The organism is Pseudomonas sp. P135, from assembly GCF_020312125.1.
GTDB classification, from domain to species: domain Bacteria; phylum Pseudomonadota; class Gammaproteobacteria; order Pseudomonadales; family Pseudomonadaceae; genus Aquipseudomonas; species Aquipseudomonas fragariae.
Map to the genome: position 1 here is coordinate 94,216 of NZ_JAGPYR010000013.1, position 25,052 is coordinate 119,267.

A 25,052-nucleotide genomic window follows, 5' to 3' on the forward strand; every position below is an offset into this window, starting at 1 on the left:
TTTTGTGCCCGAAGTCGCTTATAGCGGACCTGTTTTGTACCCGGATGACAGCACCATAGAAGTGCAAAACAGGGGCTGTTCATAAATTAACCACACAGCTGTAAGCCACGTGTAACAAGGGTTTCAAAAAGTTACCCACAGACATACCCACGATTTCCGTGGACAACTTTTCATCGATTTCGGACCTTAAAAACCCTGAGCAGTGCAAGCGTAAATTTTTGACGGGGGTCTGCAATGCTGGTGTGATGGCATCTGTGATGGCCAACGAGGCCGCCTGACATAACCTTATGCACGTTTGGCGGTTGATTCGACAGACTGTCCATAGTGAGATAGACGATTTATCGAGGCTCCCCTATGCAACAGCGTTGTAACGTGGCCGTACTCGGCCTGGGTGCCATGGGTGCTGCCACTGCCTATCAGCTGGCAAAGGCCGGAGTCGATGTGATTGGTATCGACCGCTACGATCCCCCGCACACACAGGGCTCCAGTCACGGCGATACACGCATCACGCGACTCTCGGCCGGTGAAGGTCCGCAATACCTGCCACTGGTACGCAGCTCACAGCACATCTGGCGCGAACTTGAAGCATTGAGCGGCGAGTCGCTGTTCGAACAATGCGGTGTGCTGGTGATGACCTCCAGCCCGGCCTACGATCCCGAGGACGTCAACGACTTCACCCATCAGACCATCGCCCTGGCCCGCACTCATGGGGTGAAGCACGAGGTATTGGCGGCTGCAGCGATTCGCGAGCGTTTCCCTCAGTTCTCTCCTGTGCTGGACAGCGCCATCGGCTATTTCGAACCCGAAGGCGGATTCGTTCGGCCCGAGCGCTGCATCGCCGTACAACTCAAGCTGGCAAGGCAACACGGCGCGCGTCTGCTGACCCACGAAACGGTCACGCACTTACAGGCGCATGGCGATCAGGTACGAATCACTACCGACAAGGGCTCGATCATCGCCAACAAGGTCGTAGTCAGCGCGGGTATGTGGTCGTCCGGGTTGCTCGGCGCACCGTTCAGCGACCTGCTGCGGGTGTGCCGGCAAAAGCTGTTCTGGTTCGAGTTGCAGCACGAAGCTGTCTTTGCTGCGCCGTCGCCAAGCTTCATCCTGAGTCATGGGCCGGGCGAAGCCGATGTCAATTACGGCTTCCCGCCGCTGCCCGGTGAAAACAGCATGAAGGTCGCCACCGAGCAATACCTCGAGACGTCAGCGGCTGACCGGCTGGACCGCACCATTACCGCGTGGGAAGAACAGGAAATGTTCCGCACCCAGGTGCAGGGCAGGATTGCGGGACTGACACCAAAGGTGGTCAAGTCCTCGGTATGCGCCTACACCGTCACGCCGGACTGCCACTTCATCATCGATGAACACCCGCACCTGAAAAACGTGACGGTGGTCTCGGCCTGTTCCGGCCACGGTTTCAAGCATTCGGCCGGGCTTGGACTGGCGCTGGCGCAACGTTGTATTGATGGCGAGAGCGATGTGGATCTCTCGGCCTTTTCATTGCACCGCTTCGCCAGGCAGGCTTGATCAGCGCGCCACCACGAAAGCCTCGTCGATGCGCGCCAGATCGGTGTCGCGCAAGGTGCCGGCGTAGTAATGCAGTTTGATCCAGGCCATCAAATAGTCGTAACGGGCTTTTGCCAGATCGCGACGGGTACTGTAGAGCTGCTGCTCGGCGTTAAGGGCATCCAGGCTGATGCGCTCGCCACCCAGAATGCTCTGGCGCGTCGACTCGACCAGTGCCTGCGCCGAGATCAGCGCTTTCTGGTAGGCGCGCAACTTGTTCACCCCTGACGCACAGGCGTTGAACTGGCGACGCAGTTCGATCAGGGTTTCCCGGGTCTTGCCCTCCAGCTCGTATTCAGCCTGCTCGCGCTTGCTGTTGGCCTGGCGCACCGAGGCGCTGGTGCCACCGCCGGCATACAACGGAAGACTGAGCTCGATGCCTATCGTGTTGGTGTCGTAACGCTGATTGTAGGTGTTGCCGCTGTCCGATTCGTTCTGGCGGATACTTGCGTAGGCGTTCACCGTCGGCAGATGCCCTGCGCGGTTGCGTTCCACCTCGTATCGCGCCACTTCCAGGGACTGCCGTTGCGAGGCCAGGATCGGGCTGTTGGCCATGGCCAGCGCATGCCACTCGGTAAAGCTGGAGGGTGCCAGGACCAACGCCTGAAAGCTGTCCCTCAATGGCTCCAGCTGCGCTATATCGATACTCGGCGTGCCCAGTAATGCGGCCAGCTCGCGCAACGACGCGTCCTGCTCATCGCTGGCTTCGATCTGCTCGGCAATCGCCAGTTCGTTGCGCGATTCGGCTTCGAGAATATCGGTGCGCGTGCCTTCTCCCCGCTCGAACATCTGCCGGTTCTGCGCGAACTGGCGCTCGAACGCCTGCTGCTTGGCACGGGCGATATTGATCTGGTCCTGGGCGAAAAGTGCCTGGGTGTACAGGGTCAACACCCGCACCAGCAATTCCTGGCTCTTGCTGCGAAAGGTCTCGTCGGCAAACAGCGCCTGAGCCAGCCCCTTGCGGTAATTGGCGTACGCCTCGTAATCGATCAAGGGCTGCTGAACCGTCAGGCTCGAGCCAAAGCTGTTGTAGTGGCGATGGTCGGTGGTGTCTTGAGCGCTGCCTTTGAGGGTCGCCTTGGAATCGTTGCGCCCCTTGTTGTAGCTGTATGACACGCGAGGCAACAAGCCGGCACGACCAATCACCCGGTTCTCCAGGCCCGCGTCGCGCTCCTTGAGTGCGCCCAGATAAACCGGATCATTGCGAAGCGCCAATTCATAGACCTGAAACGGGCCCATGGCCTGGCTCAAAGGTGCAGTACCCAGCAGGATGGCCGTCAGCAGAGCGGCTTTAAAGGGATGACGAGACATCCTATTCCTCCGTCAACGCGGAGCCGGCACGGTCCAGCAAAGGTTTGAACAGATAATTGAGCAGCGAGCGCTCACCCGTGCGCACGAACATTTCAGCGGGCATGCCGGGTTTGATCACCAGCCCGTTGAGTTTTTCCAGCGCCGCGTCGCCCACCGAGGTACGCAGCACGTAATACGGCTGGCCGGTTTTTTCATCCTGCATCTGGTCGGCGGAAATCAGGCTCACCTCACCGGAAACACGCGGCGTGCGGCTTTGATTGAACGCGGTAAACAGAATGTCGACCGGCAAATGGCTGGCGACCTTGTCGATCAGTTGCACTGGCAGCCGCCCTTCAACTTCAAGCCGTGTGCCTTGTGGGACGATTTCCAGCAGGGTTTCGCCGGCACGCACCACCGCACCTTCGGTGTGCACGCCCAGATTGACGGCGATGCCATCAGCCGGCGCAAGGATGGCGCTGTGTTGCAGACTGAAACCGGCCGAGGCCAGTTGCTGCTCAAGGGTAAGCGCCTTGACCTGGGCATCGGCCCATTGGCTGCGCACCTCTTTCTGGTACTCCTCGCGCTGCTGCTGAAGGCGTAACCGCGATTCGACGATACCTTGCTCTATACGTCCGGTTTCGCCTGCGTTTTGCGCCAGGCTCTGTTGCACCTGAGAAAGCTGACGCTGGAACTCCAGCAGGCGATTGCCGGGAATGAACCCGTTCTGCGCCAAGGGCTCCAGGTTACTCAGCTGCTTGCGTAACGAGTCAGCCTGAGCCAGCAGGTCCGAACGGGCCCGGCGCGTACCGGCGAGTTGCAGTCCGGCACCCTCGATGCTCGCCTGCAAGCCGGATTGCTCGCGCGCCAGCGCCTGGCGCCTGCTGCTGAATAACTGGCGCTGCCCTTCAAGCACCAGCGCCAGCCGAGGGTCGGGGTCTTGCCCCTGCCCGGCGGCAATCAGTTCTGCGGGGAAGCGCACCTCGTCAAGGTTGTCGCGCTCGCTCTGCCAACGCGCCAGGCTGGCCCAGGCCATTCGATACTGGGCTCGCAGCGATTGCACGTCAGCTTCGACCTGAGTCTGATCAAGGCGAAACAGTGGTTCGCCCTCTTTCACCAATTGGCCTTCACTGACCAGAATTTTGCTGACCACGCCGCCATCCAGCGACTGCACAGCCTTGCGCTTGCCAGAAACAACCACCGTCCCCTGCACGGCAATGCCCTGATCCAGAGGGGCAAGACTGGCCCACAGAAAGAAACTGCCCGCTCCCGCCAACATGAGAATCCAGCCGGCGCGAACAAAGAACTGCACGCCGCGCTCCTTGCCCGGCACGGCGTAATGAGTGTCGATAGGGCTGTTCATACGTCGGACTGCCTGTTCTGCGTGCCGTACTGACGGCTCATGGAAAGCCCGGCAGGTGCCGGACGGGATTGCGATTGAGGCTGCGCTTGCGGTGCTTGTGTGGACGGTGGCTGTCCCGACAAGGCCTGCAGCACCTGAGCCGTGGCGCCGAATGCCTGCATGCGACCTTCGCTCAGCACCAGCAGACGATCGGTCTGGTTCAACGACTGCGTACGGTGGGTGACGAGCACAACAGTGCAGCCGCGGGTCTTGAGTTCAGCAATCGCCTGAGTCAGCGCCGCTTCACCCGCGGCATCCAGATTGGAATTGGGCTCATCGAGCACCACCAGTCGCGGATCGCCATACAGCGCACGGGCCAGCGCGACGCGCTGTTTCTGACCACCGGACAAGCCTGCGCCATCATCGCCCAGCCGCGTGTCGTAGCCTTGCGGCAAGCGCAGAATCAATTCGTGTACGCCCGCCAGTTGCGCGGCAGCGACCACGGCGCTCGCGTCACCCTCACGAAAGCGCGCGATGTTTTCCGCCACGCTGCCACCGAACAGCTCGATATCCTGCGGCAGATAACCAATATAGGGACCCAGCGCCTCTCGGTCCCAGCGATGCATGTCGGCCCCGTCCAGACGTACCGTTCCGCCCAGCGCCGGCCAGACACCGACCAGCACGCGTGCCAGGGTCGATTTGCCGGAGCCGGATGCGCCCAGCACGCCGAGCACTTCACCGGCCTGCAACTGAAAGCTCACTTGCTGAATCGTCGGCGACGTTTTGCCGGGAGGCGCAGCGCTGACCTGTTCCGCGCTGATCTGACCACGCGGTGCCGGCAGCGGCATGCGCGGCGCGGGCTCGGCGTAGGTCTTGAGTAACTGGTCGAGGCGCCCATAAGCCAGGCGTGCAGAACTCCATTGCTTCCAGACGGCGATCAGTTGGTCGATAGGGCTCAGAACCCGCCCCATGAGGATCGAACCGGCGATCATCATGCCGGCGGTCATGTCTCCATTTATCACCAGCAGTGCGCCCAAGCCCAGCACCAGCGACTGCAGGCACAGACGCAGGGCCTTGCTGATCGAACTGATCACCGCTCCCGTATCACTGGCTCGGTTTTGCAGGGCCAGAAAGCGCCCATGCACATGAAACCAGCGGCGCCGCAAGACCTCGAGCATACCCATCGCCTGGATCGCCTCGGCCTGTTGCAGGTGTCGGGTCGCCAATTGCGCAGACTGCTGCGAGTAGCCGCTGGCTTCGGCCAGCGGTTTGCGGGTCAGCCATTCGTTGAGACACGCCAGTCCGACCAGCAACACCGTGCCTACGCTGGCCAGCACGCCTAGCCAAGGGTCGAAAAGGAAGATTACCGCCAGGTAGATGGGGAACCACGGAGCGTCGAAGAACGCGAACAACGCCGGCCCGGTGAGAAACTGGCGGATGAAAGTAAGGTCACCCAGCGCCTGTCCAGCCTGACGCTGTCCGGCGTGCAGGTTGCTCTCGAACGCAGCCTGATAGACGCGCAGATTGAAACGCTTTTCCAGCTCGCTGCCGATGCGGATCACCACAAAGCTGCGGACCATCTCCAGCAGGCCGATAAACGCAAAGAACCCGACCACCATCAGCGTCAGCATGGCCAGGGTGGTCTGGTTCTGTGAGGTCAGTACGCGGTCATAGACTTGCAGCATGTAAATCGATGGGGCGAGCATCAGCACGTTGATCAGCGCGGTAAAACAACCGACACCGATCAACGCGCTCTTGTAGTCAGCCAGCGCTTTATAAAGCGGCGGCCGGGCGCTTTGGGGCAACGCACTCATGGTTGTTCCTTGATGGTCTTGCTTGTGACGGAGTGACATCCCTGGGTTTTGACAAACAACTCGCGTAGGTCCGTGAAACGCTTAATCGGCGAGCCGTCCAAGGACCAGCACTTCACCGCCGGGCAGACGCGCCTGATAGATCTGCTCCCCCATGTTATTGAGGTGAATCAGGCGATTGCCTTCCTTGTCGGTGAACGCCAGGCCATCCGGAGTCGGAAACCAGCCAGTGGGTGCTTCATGCAACCACTTCACTGCGCAGGCGAGATCGCCCGTCAGTTGCGGTACTTCGGTATTGAGATGCAGCTCACAGACTTCGTTCGTCTTTCCCTGAAGAGAAAGTCGCCACTTGCCGCTGAGTTCATCAGGATTGGGCAGTTTCAAACTCATGGCCAGGCTTGCTCCAGAAATACCCACCAGCAGCGCAAAGGCTGCTGGCACGATTCGAAAAACGTGAGTGATCTTCATGGCGGGGTACTTTTCAGATCATGGACAACCGCAGGGTCGTCCATGATTGTTACAGATTAAACCACGATATCAGTAGCCAATGCTTGACCTACCGTACCGACCAGAAAATCGCCAATGCCCTGACCGGTGAAGTCGATCGCCAGACTGCCCAGATTGCTGCTCTGGTTATAGTTGAGGATCGCCTCGCCAGCGTGGCCGCTGAACGCGTTGACGAACTGCAGCGCGCTCAGCGTGGAAATGGCCGACACGTCGATCTTGTCCTGACCGCTGACGAAATCACGAATCGTATCCTGGCCTGCACGGTTGGAATCAGAGCTGGCGCCAAACACGAAGATGTCGGCACCTGCACCACCGGTCAGGCTGTCGGCGCCGCCACCACCGTAGATGATGTCGTTGCCGGCACCACCCTTGAGGTCGTTGGCGGCAGCATTGCCGATCAACAGGTCATTGCCCGAACCGCCCAGAGCGTTTTCAACCACCACACCCTTGGCGATCGAAACGTTGCCTACCATGCCACCGACATCCGAGAACGAGGCGGCATTGAGGTTGATCTTCTGGTTCTGGGTGAAGCCTGAGAAGTCGAGGGTATCCTTGCCCCCGCCATCCCACACCGAGAACACCACCTTGGACGAGGCGGAGGTGGCGCTGTAGAAATCGCGCCCGGCAGTGGAGTTGAACCCATAGACCGTATCACCGGCACGGGTGCTCATGTTCGCGCCATAGAGCTGCTGAACGGCAGTGATGTCATCCAGCAACGGTGCCGAAGAGTACGACGGAGCGCCGCCCTTGACGAAGTTCTGGTCAGTGTTGGACTCACTCCAGTAGCTCATGACGCTGTAGCCACGGGTATCTTCTGCGTAAGTGGCGTCCTTGTAGCTCGGATTGCCCTCGCCCGCGTTGTAGTCACCTGGGTGGGACAGGCCAAGGGTGTGGCCGATTTCATGGGTCAGGGTCTGACGACCGTAATTGCCATTGTCCGGGGTGGTGTTGACCTTGTAGCTGTTATCGACAAGGTACCAGGACTGGCCGTCAGTACGACTGTTGCCGCTGGGCAGGTAGGCAAAAGCTGCCCCGCCTGCACTGCCGTTGCTGTAGTTGCCGAAGGTCATATGCCCGTCGCCGCCGGAAGCTGCCTGGGTGAAGCTGACCTTGGCAACGTCTGCCCAGGATTGCATCGACAATACTGCCTGTGCTTTCTGCTGCGCGTTGAACGCACTGAAAGTCCCCAGCGAATTGTCGAACCCGGCAGGTTTGGCCGTCAGGAACGTGTAAGTGAGGTTGATGGTGCCGTTGCCATCGCGATCCGTCCAGGAGGCGTCGTCGCGAAGAATATAATCAGCGGCCTGATCGACTGAATACGAGGGCTTGCCATTGATCGTGAGGTTGCCGCCACGGTCATACTGGTGCGCGAACGCATTGATCTGGTCGAAAGAGGTGCTGGTAGCAGCGGAAAGTTGGATTGCAGCATTTTCTTTGACTTTCGTCATGACACTTCCTTGTTTGCTGATTGATTGACAGGTCAGGTAAGACAAGACTCTCCCCTGTAGCGAGAGAGTCCGGTCACTCGCCTGGTGAAGCGTGAAATCGTGTTGCGTAACAAAACTGACACATCTTGAAATCTTGTGTCCAGCGCTGTTCGATGATGTCAAGTGGCCTCAAATGGGCAAGCGCCTACAGGCATTGGAGAATCGCCTGATATTATTTTTTGTGATGATGAGATCGTCGATAAACGCTTGAACAGACTGTAACAAGCTTGATAAATATGACTGATAGGTCAGGAATTTTATGGCTTCGACTGATCACGAATGCCTTGGGTAATGACGCGCCCCACTCAGCCGCTATGAACAGCATTTCGCCAGCCTTGCCATTGGCCAAAGCTGACACTTTTCCCTGACACAGAAACGCAAAAAGCCCCGACGAGTCGGGGCTTTTTTTGAAGCACAGCGGCCTGAATGTTCAGGCCAGGTAAATCAGTCGTCGCGGCTCATGATGCCGAAGATCTGCAGCAGGCTGATAAACAGGTTGTAGATCGATACATACAGGCTGACGGTCGCCATGATGTAGTTACGCTCGCCCCCCTGAATGATCGCGCTGGTCTGGAACAGAATGCACACCGACGAGAACAGCACGAAGCCCGCGCTGATAGCCAGTTGCAGACCGCTGATCTGGAAGAACATGCTGGCCACTACTGCACCCAGCAGGACAAAGAAACCTGCGGTAATGAAACCACCCAGGAAGCTCATGTCCTTGCGAGTGATCAGTACATAGGCCGAGAGACCTCCGAATACCAGAGCCGTCATCGCGAAGGCGGAGCTGACCACTTCAGCACCCCCGGCCATGCCCAGGTAACGGTTGAGGATCGGGCCCAGCAGGAACCCCATGAAACCTGTCAGGGCGAAGGTCGACACCAGACCCCAGACCGAATCACGCAGCTTGTTGGTCAGGAAGAACAGACCGTAGAAGCCGATCAGCACCACGAAAATGTTCGGGTAACCGACGCGCATCTGCTGAGCGACGAAGGCCATGACACCACTAAAAGCCAGTGTCAGGGCGAGAAGACCGTAAGTATTGCGCAGGACACGACTAACCTCGAGCTGGTCGGCCTGCATGCCGGTTTTAAGGCTGTAATCCTGTTCGCGCATGGCGAAACTCCTTGCTGTTGAAATGTTGAGTTGCAAAGATCATAACAGAGGCGCTGCAACTGGCTAGTCACAGAGTTTGACAGCTTGTTTCATTCCGGTATTATGGCGCCCGCAACGAAGTGGAGGTATGGCCGAGTGGTTTAAGGCAGCAGTCTTGAAAACTGCCGACTGTAACAGGTCCTAGAGTTCGAATCTCTATGCCTCCGCCATATTAGGCAGCGCAAAGCCCTGATTATTCAGGGCTTTGTCGTTTCCGGGGTTTGGCTGATGCATCCGCAAGCTCATCCGCCGATGCTTGGCCCGCGCTGACAAAATGTGGATACTGCCAGTTTGCCAGCCGATGAACCATGGAAGACCCAATGGCCCCCAGCCGAACGCTTGTCCATCCTGTTGGAGGCACGCAACGCCATGCGGACGAGATTCGGCAAGCTGCCGAGGCTGACGGCCACGACTCAGCGCCAGCCACCTTGGGAAGACGCCTTACCGATGAAGAGTTCGAACGCCTCGCGATCGGTCGATATGCCCGCTTCAGTCGGGCGTCAGAGAATCTCGCCGGCGGCACTCAGCCTTGTCCAGGCCGTATCCATACCAAGGCGTCCGATGAGAACTACGCTGACCTGGCCATAGGCCGTTATGCGCGCTTCAGCAGGCCGTCTCCCAACCTGGTTGGCGGTACGCAACCGCAGGCGGACACGCCGCCGGAACAGGCACCCTCACCTTCCTCCTCGCAGATGCGCCATCCAGAGCGTGAATCCGAGTTCTTTACCATCCGGCAGGACTCACCCGGCACCCACTCTTTCAGCATCCCCAAGGCACCTGATCGCCCGGCGAAAGCCAGATGGCTGCGTCCAGGTGAGCCGCTCACCGTGGCCGATATCATCTTGCCCGGCGGCATGATCTACACAGGCACGCAAAACCCCGAATTCAGACTATCCGAACCTTCTTTCATAGACGCAGCCTTGCCGGTGGCCGGTTCAGACACGCCTCCCGTTGCGGGGGCGGCCTACTATTGGTCGACCTACAAAGATCTTGAACCTGCCGCGCGCAGGGGCTATCTGCAGTGGCTGGCAGGGGGACGTTGTGATCCTGAAGCAAGCAGTGGTTACCTGTTCATGTTTTTCCACGGCCTGGAACGGCGTTTACTGATCGACAGCCTTTCTGATCCCGATGCACGAAAAGAGATTCCCGCGATAAAACAGGAAATCGAGCGTTTGCGGACTGTTTATCATCGGGACCTTTCGTTTTACAACCAGGCTTCGCGGCTTCTCGAATACCTGAACATGCCTGTCATTTCAGGGCAGATGTATTTGCGCGAGCCACCAATGGAGTCGGCCGATCGCTATGAAATGCCCATCGTGCTGCGAGTGGCGCTGGGCCAGATGGCCGTCGACAGATACCCGTTGAACGCATCCTGGGCCTTATCCTGGGCGCTGACAGATCCGAATATCTCGCGTGGCAAACCTGTTGGCAGATGCGCAGATCTGTTTCAGCGCCTGTTCAGGGCCGAATATGAAGAACAGTTTCCCGATGGCCTGAAGCTGCTGAGAAACAAGACCCGACTATGGGTTGCCTATCGCCCATCGTCCGCCTACCTCGATGTACCGGAAATACCGGTGGGTGATCTGCCAGACGTCGGCATTACTTCCGCCACCCGCAAGAAAATCCAGGTCCTCGTGCAGGGCTGTGCTTCAGTGCTTGCTCCATTCAGTCGGTACATGGGCCGCAATGCCGATAATCTTGCTAAGCATGAGTCATTGGAGGCGCTGCTATTGCTGCCGGTATCGCTATGGCCCGAATACGCCAGACATGAACTGCGACAGCTTCAATCGGAGGTCGGGCCCGCCACAAAGTTGATGACGCTTGATCAGCTGGCGATACGTTTCAAGTCTGACGGTGCCCAGGCACGCAACCAGATCATCGCGCTGATAAAAGTACTTGAAGACATGCACATAGGAATGGAACCGGATGTGCTGGCGGGCAATCGTGCGCCCAAACCTGAGGACAGCATCGTTCTGTTCGCGACCGGGCCCGATCCTGGCATGTCGCGGGTGACAGCGGACTACAACGCGGCTGTCGTCACTCTGGATCTCGCCAGCAGCGTGGCAGCGGTTGATGGCGGCACGAGTCAGCATGCAGTTGCACTGCTCGAACGGCATATCGACTCATGGGAGCATCTGCGTGTCGCGCATCGAACACGTCTCAAGGCGTATCTGTCGATGCAACTGCAGCAGCCGCCCAACCTGGCAAGCCTGAAAAAGAAGCTGGGTTCGCTGAATCAGGAAGAAAAGCAGACCATCGTCGGTTGCCTGACTCACCTTGCCCACGCTGACGGAGCGGTTACGCCTGAGAAAGTCAGATTGCTTGAGCGGATCTACAGGGCACTTCAACTCAATCCACACGCTCTTTACAGCAACCTCCATGGTGCTGCGGCCGGTTCGCATACAGGACAGGTCTCGACAGCGCTGTCAGCCACTACAGCAACAGGCCCCGACAAGAAGCAAGGCACCGGGATCGTGCTGGACATGGACAGGGTTGCCCGGTTGCGACGCGAAACGGCAGAGGCTTCGGCGCTGCTGGCTGATGTTTTTCGTGACGATCAAGAGGACGAGCAGCAGGACGACACGCAGATAGCCGAAGACGATGCTTCACAAGACACCCCAGGCACTGGCACCCATCTCCATGGACTCGATGCGGGGCACTCTGCGTTTCTGCGCCTGCTGGTCTCGCGCAACCAATGGAGTCGACGAGAGCTGGAAGTCGCGACGGCAGGTATGGCGTTGATGCTCGACGGTGCGCTGGAGCAAATCAACGATATGGCATTCGAGTTGTTCGACATGCCGGTTTCCGAGGGCGATGACCCTATCGAAATCAACCCGGATATTTTAAGCGAGCTTGCCCTATGAACAAGATACGAGCCAAGGATCGCGATGCGGTCATTCAATCACTGCGCGCAGGTGTCGTTCCTCGTGTCGGGCAGCACTTGATTCAGGTCGGACGAGCGGGTGAGCTGGCAGCTCTTATCAAGGATGTAGACAGGCTGGCCGAAGGTGGTTCTGCCTTTCGTATCGTGGTCGGCGAGTATGGCGCGGGCAAGACGTTCTTCCTCAATCTGGTCAGAGGCATTGCGATGGAACGCAAGCTGGTGACGATGCACGCTGATCTGAACCCCGATCGACGCCTGCACGCTTCAGGTGGTCAGGCGCGCTCCCTGTACGCCGAGCTTGCCAAGAACATGTCTACACGCACCAAGCCGGACGGTGGCGCGCTTCAGGGTATCGTCGAAAAGTTTATTTCCCAGGCCAGAACCCACGCGAGCAGCAAAGGCGTAGACAGCGAGACCGTCATACGCCAGAACCTCGCCGAGCTTACCGAAATGGTCAACGGCTATGACTTTGCCGAAGTCATAGCGGCTTACTGCCGTGGCTTTAACGAAGGCAACGAACAGCTCAAAGCCGATGCAATACGCTGGCTTCGGGGGGAATTCACCACCAGGACGGACGCACGAGCGGCCCTCGGGGTCAGAAGCATCGTTGACGACGCGTCCGTGTACGATCAGCTCAAACTGCTTTCCCGATTCGTGCGCCTGGCAGGCTTCGGCGGGCTTATGGTGTGCCTGGACGAACTGGTCAACCTCTACAAGCTTGCCAACACGCAGGCTCGCAATGCGAACTACGAACAGATCCTGCGCATCCTCAATGACTCACTGCAAGGGTCGACTGACGGACTGGGCTTCGTTCTGGGCGGCACGCCGGAATTCCTGATGGACACTCGCCGCGGCCTCTACAGCTACCCGGCTTTACAGTCACGCCTGGCAGAAAACACCTTTGCCAGGGCTGGCTACGTCGACCTTTCCGGCCCTGTCATTCGGCTGACCAGCCTGACCCCGGAGGACTTCTATGTCCTCCTGCTGAACCTGCGTAACGTTTATGCCTACGGCGACGCGGAACACTACCTGCTTCCGGAAGAGGCCATCCCGGCCTTCATCGAGCACTGCGGTCAGCGTATGGGCGAAGCTTACTTTCGAACGCCACGCACCACCATCACCGCGTTCATCAACCTGCTGGCGGTTCTTGAGCAAAACCCTGAGGCCGACTGGAGAAACCTTTTGGGCGCCATTGACATTGCCAGGGATGACGGCGGCAAAAGTGATTTCACTGTAGAGGCCGATGATGAACTCACAAGCTTCAAGCTCTGACTCATCCGCATTCGAACGGCTTCACCCCGATGTACAACAATGGGTGTGGTCGCAAGGCTGGACATCGCTCAGGGATGCTCAGGAATGTGCCATACCTGCGCTGATCGACGCTGATCGCGACGTCATCATTGCGGCCTCCACTGCAGCGGGCAAGACCGAGGCGGCGTTTCTGCCCATTCTGACCCATTTGCTCAACAACACCGATACGCCAGGCGCTGTGCTCTATATCAGCCCGCTCAAGGCCTTGATCAATGATCAGTGGGACAGGCTGACACGTCTTTGCGAGCGCCTGGAAATCCCGGTGGTCGGCTGGCACGGGGACGTTTCGGCAAGCAGGAAGCACCGCTTTCTGAAATCGCCCAGAGGGATCCTGCTCATAACCCCAGAATCGCTGGAAGCCCTGTTCGTGAACCGGGGCTCGGCGCTTGCGGGGCTCTTTCTGCCCCTTCGCTATATCGTCATCGACGAATTACACGCGTTCATCGGCAGCGAGCGCGGTAAACAATTGCAGTCGCTGATGCACCGCGTAGAAACGGTTGTCGGCAAAAAGCTGCCACGCGTAGGCCTGTCTGCGACCCTGGGCGAGATGGCACTCGCCCGCGAGTTCCTGCGTCCGGGGCAAGGCCGACGCATGGACGAAATCATTTCTCGAGCCTCGGGCCAGGACCTTCAGGTTCAGGTACGCGGTTACACCATGCTGCCGATGAACAAACTGGCGGCAAACCTGCAGATGGTCGTGACAAAAGACGACGACAACGCCGATCAGGATGAAGAGCAGGAAGAGGATGTCTCCGGGACCAGGCACGCCATAGCCGCGCATATGTACAAGGTGCTGCGTGGCAGTAACAACCTGATCTTTCCCAACAGCCGCGACAAGGTTGAATGGTACGCCGACAGGCTGCGGCACTTGTGCGAAAACGACGGTTTGCCGAATGAGTTCCTGCCTCACCACGGAAGCTTGTCCCGAGACTTGCGTGAAGATACGGAGCGAGCACTGAAAGCGGGTAGCCCGCCCGCCTCGGCCGTCTGCACCACGACCCTCGAGCTTGGGATCGATATCGGCAACATCAAAGCAGTTGCGCAGATCGGACCTCCGCCATCAGTGGCCAGCCTGCGCCAGCGACTGGGTCGCTCCGGACGTCGCGCAGGTGAGCCTGCCACACTTCGTGCCTATTGCCAGGAAGACACCCTGACACCTGATTCGGACCTCTCGGATCAGCTCCGGCAAAACCTGGTGCAGACGATCGCCATGATTCGATTGTTGATAGAGAAGTGGTTCGAACCTCCGAGAGCCAACGGCCTGCACGCCTCGACGCTGGTTCAGCAATGCCTGTCGACGATTGCGCAGCAAGGTGGTGCACATGCTTCGCAGCTGTGGAATGAGCTGATCGCGAGCGGAACATTTGCAGCCATTGATAAAACCGACTTCATGGCCCTTCTCAAGGCTCTGGGTGAAAAGAAACTGATCGTCCAGGACAGCTCTGGCCTGCTATTGCCTGGCGAAATCGGTGAAAAGCTGGTCAACCACTATGAGTTTTACAGTGCATTCAGCAGCGATGAGGAATTCAGACTGCTTCGCGATGGCAAGCCGTTGGGTTCCATTCCTGTCAGTCGCCCGCTGACCCTGGGGCAACGCATCATCTTCGCAGGCAAACGCTGGCAGGTCATGGATGTAGACCTGGAAAAGAAAGTCATTGCGGTCATACGCGCACGTGGCGGCGAACCTCCGGTATTCGACGGGCTGGGCGCCAAGATCCATGACCGGGTGCGTGAAGAAATGCGCGCGGTACTGACGGAGGTCACGCCCTGCCCGTTCCTTGATGCCAATGCACAAGCCCTGCTGGCGGAAGCGCGCCAGACCTTTCACCGGCTGGGGCTGGCTGACCAGCGCCTGACGGGTTCGACCTCAAGCAGCTACCTGCTGACCTGGGCGGGCGACTACACCAATGATGCGCTGTGCCTGCTGCTCAACCAGGCTGGGGTCATGTGCACAGCTTCGGGGTTGGTACTGGAAATCAGTGCCTCTCAGGAAAGCGTGCGGACAGCACTGGCCAGGATTGCAGAGCTGGATGCGACCGATGTGGAGCCCCTGTTGAAAGATGTGAAGAATCTGATCCGGGAAAAGTGGGACTGGGCCCTGCCAAAATCGCTGTTGATCAAATCATTTGCCTCCAGCCAGCTGGATATACCCAACGCGATTGCGCTTGCCAAGACATTGACGACTTGACGGCAGGCCTCGCGGCTCAGCCCGCGCCGTCTGATATATTGATGCGCATCCCGTATCAATAGATCAACGTTCAAATGCCCATCAATTTCGACCTCAACGACCTCCAGGCATTTCGTGCCGTGGTCGAGAATGGCAGCTTCCGCAAGGCCGCTGAAACCGTGCAGATCACCCAGCCTGCGCTCAGTCGGCGGATAGAAAAGCTCGAGTCTGCGCTCAATGTGAAGCTGTTCGAGCGCACCACCCGCAGGGTCAGTCTGACTACGGTCGGCCGCGCATTTCTGCCTCAGGTCGAGCGCATTCTGGACGATCTGGACAGCGCATTGATGACCATCGAAGGTGTCGGCTCCACGCGAATGGGCAGCGTGACGATTGCCTGCGTGCCTTCAGCCGCCTATTACTTCATGCCACAGGTCATCAGCGCTTTCCATCGGTTGTTTCCGAAAATCAGAATCCGGGTGATGGATGCCAGCGCCAACGAGGTCAACAGCGCGGTTGCCCTGGGCGAAGCCGATTTCGGGGTGAGTTTCAGCGGCAATCTGGCGCCGGAAGTGGACTTCGAACTGCTGCTGCAGGAACGCTACGTAATGGCCTGCAGGCGGGATCACCCGCTGGCTACGTGCGAAAGCGTCAGTTGGGAAGAGATGTACCGCCACGACTACATCGCCCTGGACATCACCTCGGGTAATCGTCTGGTGCTGGATCAGGCGCTGGCACCTTCACGCCCGCACAAGGAAAGCATCTGCGAAACCCGTCATGTCACAACCATGATCGGCCTGGTGGAGGCCGGGCTTGGCGTGGCTGCGGTGCCTTCGATCGCCATGCCGATGACCGCTCACCCGTTTCTGGTGAGCGTGCCATTGGTTGCGCCCGAGGTGATTCGCAACGTAGGGCTGATCAAGCGTCGTGGCAGGACCTTGACACCGGCAGCCCTTGAGCTGGAACAACTGGTCAGGAAAATGCCGTCACGTTCAGCGGGGAACTGAATCCAGCCCGGTAGACTGCACCGTAGTCTGGGCTTTGGGGGATGCCAGGTAATCCAGCAACGCCTTCGCTTCTTTCGGGTGCTCGGCATTGACCGGGATGCCCGCGGCATAACGGGTTACCGACTGAACGTCTTCCGGAATCTTCGCCACGAACGTCACGCCGGGAATCGGCAGCAGCTCGGCAACCTGTTGAAAGCCCACTTCGTAGTCGCCCTTGGCAACCACCGAAGCCACCGGGATGCGCTCGATCATCTTGCCCTTCGGCGCGAGCTCCTTCTCGATACCGAGCTTTTTGAAAAGCTCTTTTTCGATGTAAACGCCACTGGCGCTGTCGGAGTAAGCCACCGACCTGGCCTTGAGCAAGGTGGCTTTAAGCTCACTGTCGGTGCCGATCGCAGGCTTGGCCGCGCCCTCCTTCACCACCATGCCGATCCGCGAGTCAGCCAGTTCGACACGCGATGCCGGGTCTACCTTGCCTTGCTTGATCAGATCATCCAGCGCATAGCCGACCATGATCACCACATCGGCGTGCTCGCCCCGGGCCAGACGATTCGGGATGGCCTCGGGTGCCTTGCCCATCGATGGGCCGAGAATAGTGTCCAGCGAGTCCCCGGAAGACGCCGCGTATTGCGGTCCGAGCAGTTTGTACGCAGCCGTAAAGCCGCCGGAGGTCATGACCTTGAGCTGTTCAGCCTGCGCCGCCGCACTGACCGCGATACAGCCGAGAAAAAGCGCTGCCAGTTGATGTTTGTATAACGATTTCATAGTGATTTTTCCTTGATTAAACAGCCAGTTGCGGGCGGGTCGAGATGTGCCGGTAGAGCACCAGTGTGGCGCCCAGCGCACAGGCTGCAGCAAATGTCATCCAGTAAGCAGGTGCAGCCTTGTCGCCGGTCAAGTGGATCAACCAGGTCGAGATCGCCGGAGTGAAACCACCGAAAACCGCCGTCGCCAGGCTGTAGGCCAGCGAGAAACCGGCAACACGCACCTCTACCGGCATGATTTCGGTCAGCGCCGGAATCATCGCGCCGTTATACAAGCCGTACAGGAACGAGAACCACAACAGCACTTCCAGCATATGGCCGAAGCTGGGCGCCAGGGCGAGGAAAGACAGCGCCGGGTACGCACTGATGATGGTCAGCAGGGTCATCGCGACCAACAGTGGCTTGCGCCCGAAACGGTCACTCAACATGCCGCCGACCGGCAGCCAGATAAAGTTGGAGACACCGACCAGCAGCGTCACCAGAAGCGCATCGGCAGTACTCAAGTTGAGTACGGTTTTGCCGAATGTCGGTGCATAGATGGTGATCAGGTAAAAGGTGGTAGTGGTCATCGCCACCATCAGCATTCCGGCAATCACCACACGCCAGTTTTGCAGCAGCGTCGCGAACACCTGTCGCATGGTCGGACGGTGAGAGCGAGTGGCGAACTCTTCGGTTTCCTGCAGGCTGCGGCGCAGCAGGAAAATGAACGGGATGATCAGGCAACCGATGGCAAACGGAATTCTCCAGCCCCAATCGGCCACAGCAGCAGGTGCCATCCATTGGTTCAGGCCGTAACCCAGTGCAGCGGCGACAACGATTGCCACCTGCTGGCTACCTGACTGCCAACTGGTGTAGAAGCCCTTGCGGCCGGGTGTCGCCATTTCTGCCAGATACACCGACACCCCGCCCAATTCCGCACCGGCAGAGAAGCCTTGCAGCAAGCGGCCGACCAATACCAAGGCCGGCGCCCACAGGCCGATGCTTGCGTAACCGGGCACCAGAACGATCAGCAACGTGCCACTGGCCATGATCGACAGGGTCACGATCAAGCCTTTGCGCCGGCCGACGTCATCGATGTAAGCGCCCAGAATCACGGCACCCAACGGACGCATCAGGAAGCCCGCGCCGAAGACCGCGAAGGTCATCATCAGCGAAGCGAACTCACTGCTGGCCGGGAAAAAGGCGGAAGCGATCTGGGTGGCATAGAAGCCGAACAGGAAGAAGTCGAATTGCTCGAGGAAATTACCGGAGGTGACCCGAAATACCGCGCCTGCCTTCGACCGGGAGGATTCTTTTCGTAATGAGGATGAGCCGTGCATCAGTGTTTCTCCAGCGATCTTATTAGAGTGTTGTAAGCGCTTGTGAGGAAGGAGTCTGCCGGACACACTTTGAAACGATAAGTGCTATGTTTTCATCGATTGATGCCCGCTGGACATCAATCGAAACTCAAGCGGCTGCGCCCTGACCCCGCATTTGCGGGTCAGCACGCGCCAAACTCACACGCCTGCCCTTGAATTCTTTATCATTGCGCATGTTTTGTTGGCAGAGCCGATCATGAAATTCGCCATCTCCCTTTTTTCAGCCGCCCATGCGCCCTCTTCTCGGCGAGCCTTGCAGTTCGCCAGGGCGGTGCTGGCAGGCGGGCATGAAATTGTCCGGTTGTTCTTCTATCAGGACGGTGTACACAGCGCGTCGGCCAATGTCGTGACGCCTCAGGACGAGCAGGATATGGCACTGCAGTGGCGTGACTTCATCGTCGAGCACAAGCTGGACGGCGTGGTGTGCATTGCCGCCGCGTTGCGTCGCGGTGTGCTCGACACGCAAGAGGCCGAGCGTTATCAGCGGCCGGCGGCAAACCTGCGCGAGCCGTGGGAATTGTCCGGGCTGGGCCAGTTGCACGATGCCGTGCAATCGGCTGATCGCCTGATCTGCTTCGGAGGGCCATGAGATGCCCAGATCACTGTTGGTTGTCACCCGCCAGTCGCCGTGGTCCGGCCCCGGTGCCCGCGAGGCGCTGGATATCGTACTGGCGGGCGGTGCATTCGATCTGTCGGTGGGCCTGCTGTTTCTGGACGACGGGGTTTTTCAGTTGTCGCCACAGCAGTCGCCCGACGCCCTGCAACAGAAAGACCTGACTGCAAACCTGAAAGCCCTGCCGATGTTCGGTGTCGAAGACCTTTACGTCTGCGGACAGAGCCTGGCCGAGCGCGGCATCTCCCTTGGCGCATTGAGCGAAGAGATGAGCCAGTTGACCACGCGCGCGGAATTGTCAGCACTTTTTGACCGGTACGACGAGGTGATTACCATCTGATGGCTACTTTGCACGTTCTCTCTCACTCGCCGTTTGCCGACACCCGGCTGGACAGTTGCCTGCGCTTGCTGGGCAATGATGATGGCGTACTGCTCTGTGGCGATGCCACCTATGCGCTGATGCCGTCCTGCACGCAGCTCAAAGCCCTTCAGCCTCTGGTCGAATCATCGCAGTTGTTCGCCCTCGACGAAGACCTCCGCGCACGCAATCTGCCTCTCCCTGCCGGAGTCAACAGCATCGACTACCCGGCGTTCGTTGAACTGTCGCTGCGCTTCGACAAGGTCAATACCTGGTTATGAAACAGTTGAACATTGACGGGCGCAGCATCGAACTGGACAAGGATGGTTTTCTGCAAGACCTCAGCGACTGGTCGCTGGACGTCGCCCACGCCCTGTCCGCCGAGGAAGGCATCGAGCTGAGTGCCGAGCACCTTGAAATCCTAGAACTGCTGCGCGGTTTTTACGCCGAGTTCCAGCTTTCGCCCGCGACACGACCGCTGATCAAATACACCGCGATGAAGCTGGGTGCGGAAAAAGGCAACAGCATGCACCTCAACCGCCTGTTCAACGGCACTCCCGCCAAACTCGCCGCCAAGCTGGCGGGCCTGCCCAAACCGACCAATTGCATATGAATGATTACGCTGCGCTTGTCACTGAAACACCTGAAGAACATCCCTTTGCGGCGTTCGTTCGCATTCTGGGCAAAGGCAAACGTGGCGCGCGCAACCTGACTCGCGAGGAAGCACGGGAAGCCATGGGCATGCTGCTCGATGAGAAAGTCGAGGACACCCAGCTCGGGGCTTTTCTGATGCTGCTGCGCCACAAGGAAGAAAGTCCCGAGGAACTGGCAGGGTTTACCGAAGCGGTGCGCGAACGTCTCAACAACGCTCCCGCCATGCAAGTCGACATCGACTGGCCAACCTATGCCGGGAAAAAGCGTCACCTGCCGTGGTATTTGCTGGCGGCCAAATGCCTGGCGCAAAACGGCGTCAGGATCCTCCTGCACGGCGGCGGCGCGCATACCGCAGGGCGTCTGTACACCGAGCAACTGCTGGACCTGCTGAAGATTCCTCTGTGCCGCAACTGGTCAGCGGTCAAGACCTCGCTCGAGCAAGAACAGCTGGCGTTCATTCCGCTCGCCGACTGGGCACCGCAGTTGCAGCGCATGATCGACCTGCGCAACACGCTGGGGCTGCGCTCGCCCATTCACTCGCTGGCGAGGATTCTCAATCCGCTGCAGGCGCGTTGCGGCCTGCAAAGCATTTTTCACCCGGGCTATCAAAGCGTGCATCGCGATGCCAGCAGCCTGCTCGGCGACAACGCCATCGTGGTCAAGGGTGATGGCGGCGAAATCGAGATCAACCCCGACACCATCAGCCACCTGTACGGCACCACCGGCGGCCAGCCGTGGGATGAAGAATGGCCAGCGCTCTCACCGCGCCGCCACGTAAAACCGGCAACGCTCGACCCGCAGCAGCTGCTGGCCTTGTGGCGAGGAGAAATCGAAGACAGTTACCCGCAACTGGCCTTGATATCGACCATGGCGCTCGCCTTGCGCGGCCTGGGCGTCGATCGCGACGAGGCCTTCGCCCAGGCGCAGGTATTCTGGGATCGCCGCAACATCAATCTGTGACCCTTCGGCCTTTCGACAATGAAAGGCCGTAATCCAGTCGAACCGATGCACCCGCGCTGACCTCCAAGCTCTATCACCTGGAAATGGGAGTCAGACATGGGCCTTCTGGTCGAAGGACACTGGCAAGACCAGTGGTACGAAAGCAGCAAAGATGGCGCATTTCAGCGCGAAAATGCTCAGCGACGCAGTTGGGTCACGCCCGATGGACAGCCGGGACCGTCCGGTGCAGGCGGTTTTGCTGCGCAGGCGGGCCGCTATCACCTGTACGTGTCTCTGGCGTGCCCGTGGGCACACCGCACGCTTATCTTGCGCAAGCTCAAGGGCCTGGAAAGCCTGATCGATGTTTCGGTAGTCAGTTGGCTGATGCTGGAAAACGGCTGGACCTTCGACCAGCAGAAAGGCTCCAGCGGCGATGCACTGGATGACCTGCAGTTCCTTCACCAACGCTACACCGCCGACGACCCTCGGTACACCGGCCGTGTCACCGTTCCGGTGCTGTGGGACAAGCAGCAGCAATGCATCGTCAGCAACGAATCTGCGGAAATCATTCGCATGTTCAATTCTGCATTCGACGAGTTGACCGGCAATACGCTGGATTTCTACCCGCAAGCGCTACGCGCGAGCATTGACGAGCTTAACGAGCAGATCTACCCGAAGGTCAACAACGGCGTATACCGGGCTGGTTTCGCCACCTCGCAGGGTGCGTATGAGGAGGCGTTCGATGATGTGTTCGCTGAACTGGATGTGCTGGAAACCCTGCTCGGCGAAAAGCGCTACCTGACAGGCAAACACCTCACTGAAGCCGACATACGCCTGTTCACCACCATCGTGCGCTTCGATGCGGTGTATTACAGCCACTTCAAATGCAACCTGCGGCGTATCGCGGACTACCCCAATCTCAGCAACTGGCTACGCGAGCTGTATCAGTGGCCGGGGATCGCAGAGACGGTGAGTTTCGAGCACATCAAAGGGCATTACTACGGGAGCCATCGCACCATCAACCCGACCGGCATCATACCGAAGGGGCCCGCACTCGATCTGCAGGCCGATCACGACCGTGAGCGACTGTCCGGTGAAGGTGTCTGGAACAACTGACGTATGGGAAGAAGGGGTGGATAGCCCGGACGGGCTGCCCACCATTGGCATCAGAGAGTCGCCTGAGCGCCCTCGAACCACGCCAGCTTTTCACGCAATTTGACCACCTCACCAATAATCACCAGCGTCGGCGCATGAACATCATGCTCGGCGACCAGTTGCGGCAGGTTTGCAAGGGTACCCGTGAACACACGCTGATTGACGGTGGTGCCCTGCTCGACCAGTGCAGCAGGCGTGTCGGCAGAGCGACCGTGCCGGATCAACTGCTCACAGATGACTGGCAAACCGATTAGCCCCATGTAAAACACCAGTGTTTGCGCAGGCGCTACCAGGTCTGACCAAGGCAGATCGGTCGTGCCGTTTTTCAAGTGCCCGGTGATAAAACGTACCGATTGCGCGTGATCACGGTGCGTCAGCGGTATACCCGCATACGCCGCGCAACCGCTGGCAGCGGTGATGCCAGGCACCACCTGGAACGGAATGCCATGCGCCGCCAGCTCTTCGATTTCCTCGCCGCCACGGCCGAATATGAACGGATCACCGCCCTTCAGACGCACCACTCGCTTGCCCTGCTTTGCCAGCGCAACCAGTTGCTGGTTGATCTGCTCCTGCGGAACGGCATGTTCCGCACGGCGCTTGCCAACGTAGACCCGCTCGGCATCACGACGGCACAGGTCAAGAATCGTCGGTGCAACCAAGCGGTCGTACAGCACCACATCCGCCTGCTGCATCAGGCGCAAGGCCCGAAAAGTCAGCAAATCCGGATCACCGGGACCCGCACCGACCAGATAGACCTCACCGGTCTCGGGAGGCGGCTCGCCGGCAATCTTGGCGATCAGCATGCGCTCGGCCTCGGCGCCCTGCCCGGCCAGTTGGCGATCGGCGATGGCCCCCTGAAAAACTTCTTCCCAAAACGCCCGACGCTGCTGCACGTTCGGAAACAGGCCTTTGACCTGATTGCGAAAACGAGCGGCCAGCCCGGCGAGCTGACCGTAGGAGGACGGAATCCAGGTTTCCAGCTTGGCGCGAATCAAACGTGCCAGCACCGGCGCATCGCCGCCACTGGACACGGCGATCACCAGCGGCGATCGGTCGACGATGGCCGGAAAGATCACCGTACACAACGCCGGGGCGTCGACGACGTTGACCGGAACGCAACGCAAGCGGGCATCGCGGGACACCTGAGCATTGAGCGGCTCATCGTCCGTCGCAGCAATGATCAGCACGCAACCATCGAGGTCGCACTCGCTGTAGCCGCGCAGGATCATCTCACCGCCGCTCTGGACAACCAGTTCGCTCAGTTGTGCCTCGATTTCCGGCGCAACCACGCGCAGCACTGCCCCGGCGTCGGCAATCAGACGTGATTTGCGCAGGGCGATTTCACCGCCGCCAACCACCAGCACCCAGCTGCCACGCAGGTTATGGAACAGCGGCAGAAATTCCATTTAACCGATGACCTCAAGGCCGCCCATGTAAGGCTTGAGCACCTCAGGCACACGAATCGAACCGTCCGCCTGCTGATAGTTTTCCAGCACCGCCACCAGTGTGCGGCCTACCGCCAGGCCCGACCCGTTGAGGGTGTGGACCAGCTCCGGCTTGCCGGTTTCCGGGTTGCGCCAGCGAGCCTGCATGCGGCGCGCCTGGAAATCACCGCAGTTGGAGCAGGAAGAGATTTCGCGATATTTGTCCTGGCTCGGAATCCAGACTTCCAGGTCGTAGGTCTTCACCGCGCTGAAACCCATGTCGCCGGTGCACAGCGCCAGCGTGCGATAAGGCAGTTCAAGCAGTTGCAGCACGCGTTCGGCGTTGCCGGTCAGCGACTCGAGCGCGGCCATGGAGTCGTCAGGCGCAACGATCTGGACCATCTCGACCTTGTCGAACTGGTGCTGGCGGATCATGCCGCGGGTATCACGCCCGGACGCGCCCGCTTCACTGCGGAAGCAAGGGGTATGGGCGACAAACTTGAGAGGCAGCTGTTTGGCGTCGAGGATTTCACCCGACACGATATTGGTCAGCGACACTTCGGCAGTCGGAATCAGGTACAGGTCGGCTTCACCTTCGCGGGAGATCTTGAACAGGTCTTCCTCGAACTTGGGCAGCTGACCTGTCCCCTGCAACGCTGGAGCCTGCACCAGATAGGGCGTGTAGGTCTCTTCGTAGCCGTGCTCGTTGATGTGCAGATTGATCATGAATTGTGCGAGGGCACGGTGCAGACGTGCGATCGGGCCACGCAGCAGCGCAAAACGCGCGCCGGACAGCTTGGCGGCGGTCTCGAAATCCAGCCAGCCGAACTTCTCGCCCAGCGCAACGTGATCCTTGACCTCGAAATCGAATGACGTCGGCGTACCCCAGCGACGTACTTCGACGTTGCCTTCTTCGTCGGCACCGACCGGCACGGACTCGTGAGGCAGGTTCGGAATGCTCAGCACCAGTGCATCCAGCTCGGCCTGAATGCCGTCCAGCTCGACCTTGCCTTCGCTCAGCTCGTTGCCCATGCGCTCGACATCAGCCATCAACGGCGCAATGTCTTCGCCGCGCTGCTTGGCCTGACCAATGGATTTGGAACGGGCATTGCGCTCGGCCTGCAGCTGTTCGGTGCGGGTCTGCACTACCTTGCGCTGGGCTTCCAGCGATTCAATGCGCGCCACATCCAGCGTGAAACCACGGGAAGCCAAGCGATCCGCTACGTCCTGAAGTTGAGTACGTAACAGTTTGGAATCGAGCAT

The 25,052-nt window shown here is 59.2% G+C and carries 21 protein-coding genes and 1 tRNA gene; 12 read left to right on the forward strand and 10 right to left on the reverse strand.

Translation table 11 applies throughout. The features are described from left to right. Positions 1-354: 354 nt before the first annotated feature. Positions 355-1,530, forward strand: coding sequence for an N-methyl-L-tryptophan oxidase (gene solA / locus KBY08_RS18690; RefSeq protein ID WP_032656844.1), 1,176 nt, complete (start codon positions 355-357; stop codon positions 1,528-1,530). On the opposite strand, the gene KBY08_RS18695 is transcribed toward solA, so the two are convergent. The 6 genes from KBY08_RS18695 to KBY08_RS18720 form a co-directional block, all read right to left on the reverse strand. Beyond that, positions 1,531-2,880, reverse strand: coding sequence for a TolC family outer membrane protein (locus KBY08_RS18695; protein ID WP_024639658.1), 1,350 nt, complete (start codon positions 2,878-2,880; stop codon positions 1,531-1,533). Between the two features lies 1 nt (position 2,881). Beyond that, a complete protein-coding gene (locus KBY08_RS18700) occupies positions 2,882-4,219 on the reverse strand; it encodes an HlyD family type I secretion periplasmic adaptor subunit (protein WP_111522669.1) in 1,338 nt (445 codons plus the stop codon). Then, on the reverse strand, positions 4,216-6,012 hold the full coding sequence (locus KBY08_RS18705; RefSeq protein ID WP_058398463.1) for a type I secretion system permease/ATPase: 1,797 nt from the start codon (positions 6,010-6,012) through the stop codon (positions 4,216-4,218). The genes KBY08_RS18700 and KBY08_RS18705 overlap by 4 nt, the downstream gene beginning before the upstream one ends. An 81-nt stretch (positions 6,013-6,093) precedes the next feature. Next, entirely contained in the window at positions 6,094-6,477 is a 384-nt protein-coding gene (locus KBY08_RS18710; RefSeq protein WP_096135302.1) for a protease inhibitor Inh/omp19 family protein, read from the reverse strand. A 56-nt stretch (positions 6,478-6,533) separates the two neighbouring features. Beyond that, a complete protein-coding gene (locus KBY08_RS18715; protein WP_003405046.1) occupies positions 6,534-7,964 on the reverse strand; it encodes a serralysin family metalloprotease in 1,431 nt (476 codons plus the stop codon). A 483-nt stretch (positions 7,965-8,447) separates the two neighbouring features. Continuing rightward, positions 8,448-9,119: a Bax inhibitor-1/YccA family protein gene (locus KBY08_RS18720; RefSeq protein ID WP_002553978.1), complete on the reverse strand. Its 672-nt coding sequence runs from the start codon at positions 9,117-9,119 to the stop codon at positions 8,448-8,450. Positions 9,120-9,240: 121 nt separating this feature from the next. Here KBY08_RS18720 and KBY08_RS18725 point away from each other — a divergent pair. The 5 genes from KBY08_RS18725 (at position 9,241) to KBY08_RS18745 (ending at position 16,524) form a co-directional block, all read left to right on the forward strand. After that, a tRNA-Ser gene (locus tag KBY08_RS18725) sits at positions 9,241-9,328 on the forward strand. 150 nt (positions 9,329-9,478) lie between these two features. Further along, the gene (locus KBY08_RS18730; protein WP_024639661.1) at positions 9,479-12,022 is read left to right on the forward strand and encodes a TerB N-terminal domain-containing protein; all 2,544 of its coding nucleotides are present in this window, start codon (positions 9,479-9,481) and stop codon (positions 12,020-12,022) included. Further along, positions 12,019-13,314 (forward strand): ATP-binding protein, encoded by a 1,296-nt coding sequence (locus tag KBY08_RS18735; RefSeq protein WP_111522668.1) that lies wholly within the window; start codon positions 12,019-12,021, stop codon positions 13,312-13,314. The genes KBY08_RS18730 and KBY08_RS18735 overlap by 4 nt, the downstream gene beginning before the upstream one ends. Positions 13,315-13,357: 43 nt before the next feature. Next, on the forward strand, positions 13,358-15,541 hold the full coding sequence (locus KBY08_RS18740) for a DEAD/DEAH box helicase (RefSeq protein ID WP_003405054.1): 2,184 nt from the start codon (positions 13,358-13,360) through the stop codon (positions 15,539-15,541). Positions 15,542-15,615: 74 nt separating this feature from the next. Then, positions 15,616-16,524: a LysR family transcriptional regulator gene (locus tag KBY08_RS18745; protein WP_011268260.1), complete on the forward strand. Its 909-nt coding sequence runs from the start codon at positions 15,616-15,618 to the stop codon at positions 16,522-16,524. Here KBY08_RS18745 and KBY08_RS18750 read toward each other — a convergent pair. Together KBY08_RS18750 and KBY08_RS18755 are read right to left on the reverse strand one after the other, a co-directional pair. Next, the gene (locus KBY08_RS18750; RefSeq protein ID WP_111522666.1) at positions 16,510-17,289 is read right to left on the reverse strand and encodes a substrate-binding domain-containing protein; all 780 of its coding nucleotides are present in this window, start codon (positions 17,287-17,289) and stop codon (positions 16,510-16,512) included. The genes KBY08_RS18745 and KBY08_RS18750 overlap by 15 nt on opposite strands. Before the next feature lie 16 nt (positions 17,290-17,305). Beyond that, complete coding sequence (locus tag KBY08_RS18755; protein WP_011268262.1) at positions 17,306-18,607, reverse strand: MFS transporter; 1,302 nt, start codon at positions 18,605-18,607, stop codon at positions 17,306-17,308. A 235-nt stretch (positions 18,608-18,842) separates the two neighbouring features. Here KBY08_RS18755 and tusD point away from each other — a divergent pair, with 235 nt between their 5' ends. From tusD to KBY08_RS18785, 6 genes are all read left to right on the forward strand, one after another. Continuing rightward, positions 18,843-19,235: a sulfurtransferase complex subunit TusD gene (tusD, locus tag KBY08_RS18760; RefSeq protein WP_003371788.1), complete on the forward strand. Its 393-nt coding sequence runs from the start codon at positions 18,843-18,845 to the stop codon at positions 19,233-19,235. Position 19,236: 1 nt separating this feature from the next. Continuing rightward, on the forward strand, positions 19,237-19,599 hold the full coding sequence (gene tusC / locus KBY08_RS18765) for a sulfurtransferase complex subunit TusC (protein WP_003405065.1): 363 nt from the start codon (positions 19,237-19,239) through the stop codon (positions 19,597-19,599). Continuing rightward, positions 19,599-19,898: a sulfurtransferase complex subunit TusB gene (tusB, locus tag KBY08_RS18770; protein WP_011268264.1), complete on the forward strand. Its 300-nt coding sequence runs from the start codon at positions 19,599-19,601 to the stop codon at positions 19,896-19,898. Before tusC ends, tusB begins: the two co-directional genes overlap by 1 nt. Further along, positions 19,895-20,230, forward strand: a complete 336-nt coding sequence (locus tag KBY08_RS18775; protein ID WP_011268265.1) for a TusE/DsrC/DsvC family sulfur relay protein — start codon at positions 19,895-19,897, stop codon at positions 20,228-20,230. The genes tusB and KBY08_RS18775 overlap by 4 nt, the downstream gene beginning before the upstream one ends. Further along, the gene (locus tag KBY08_RS18780) at positions 20,227-21,231 is read left to right on the forward strand and encodes a glycosyl transferase family protein (protein ID WP_103360055.1); all 1,005 of its coding nucleotides are present in this window, start codon (positions 20,227-20,229) and stop codon (positions 21,229-21,231) included. The genes KBY08_RS18775 and KBY08_RS18780 overlap by 4 nt, the downstream gene beginning before the upstream one ends. A gap of 96 nt (positions 21,232-21,327) precedes the next feature. Beyond that, on the forward strand, positions 21,328-22,326 hold the full coding sequence (locus KBY08_RS18785) for a glutathione S-transferase family protein (RefSeq protein ID WP_111522665.1): 999 nt from the start codon (positions 21,328-21,330) through the stop codon (positions 22,324-22,326). 50 nt (positions 22,327-22,376) lie between these two features. Here KBY08_RS18785 and cysG read toward each other — a convergent pair whose 3' ends face one another. Continuing rightward, complete coding sequence (gene cysG / locus KBY08_RS18790) at positions 22,377-23,771, reverse strand: siroheme synthase CysG (RefSeq protein WP_024652457.1); 1,395 nt, start codon at positions 23,769-23,771, stop codon at positions 22,377-22,379. Continuing rightward, entirely contained in the window at positions 23,772-25,052 is a 1,281-nt protein-coding gene (gene serS, locus KBY08_RS18795) for a serine--tRNA ligase (protein WP_003317946.1), read from the reverse strand. It abuts the gene before it with no gap.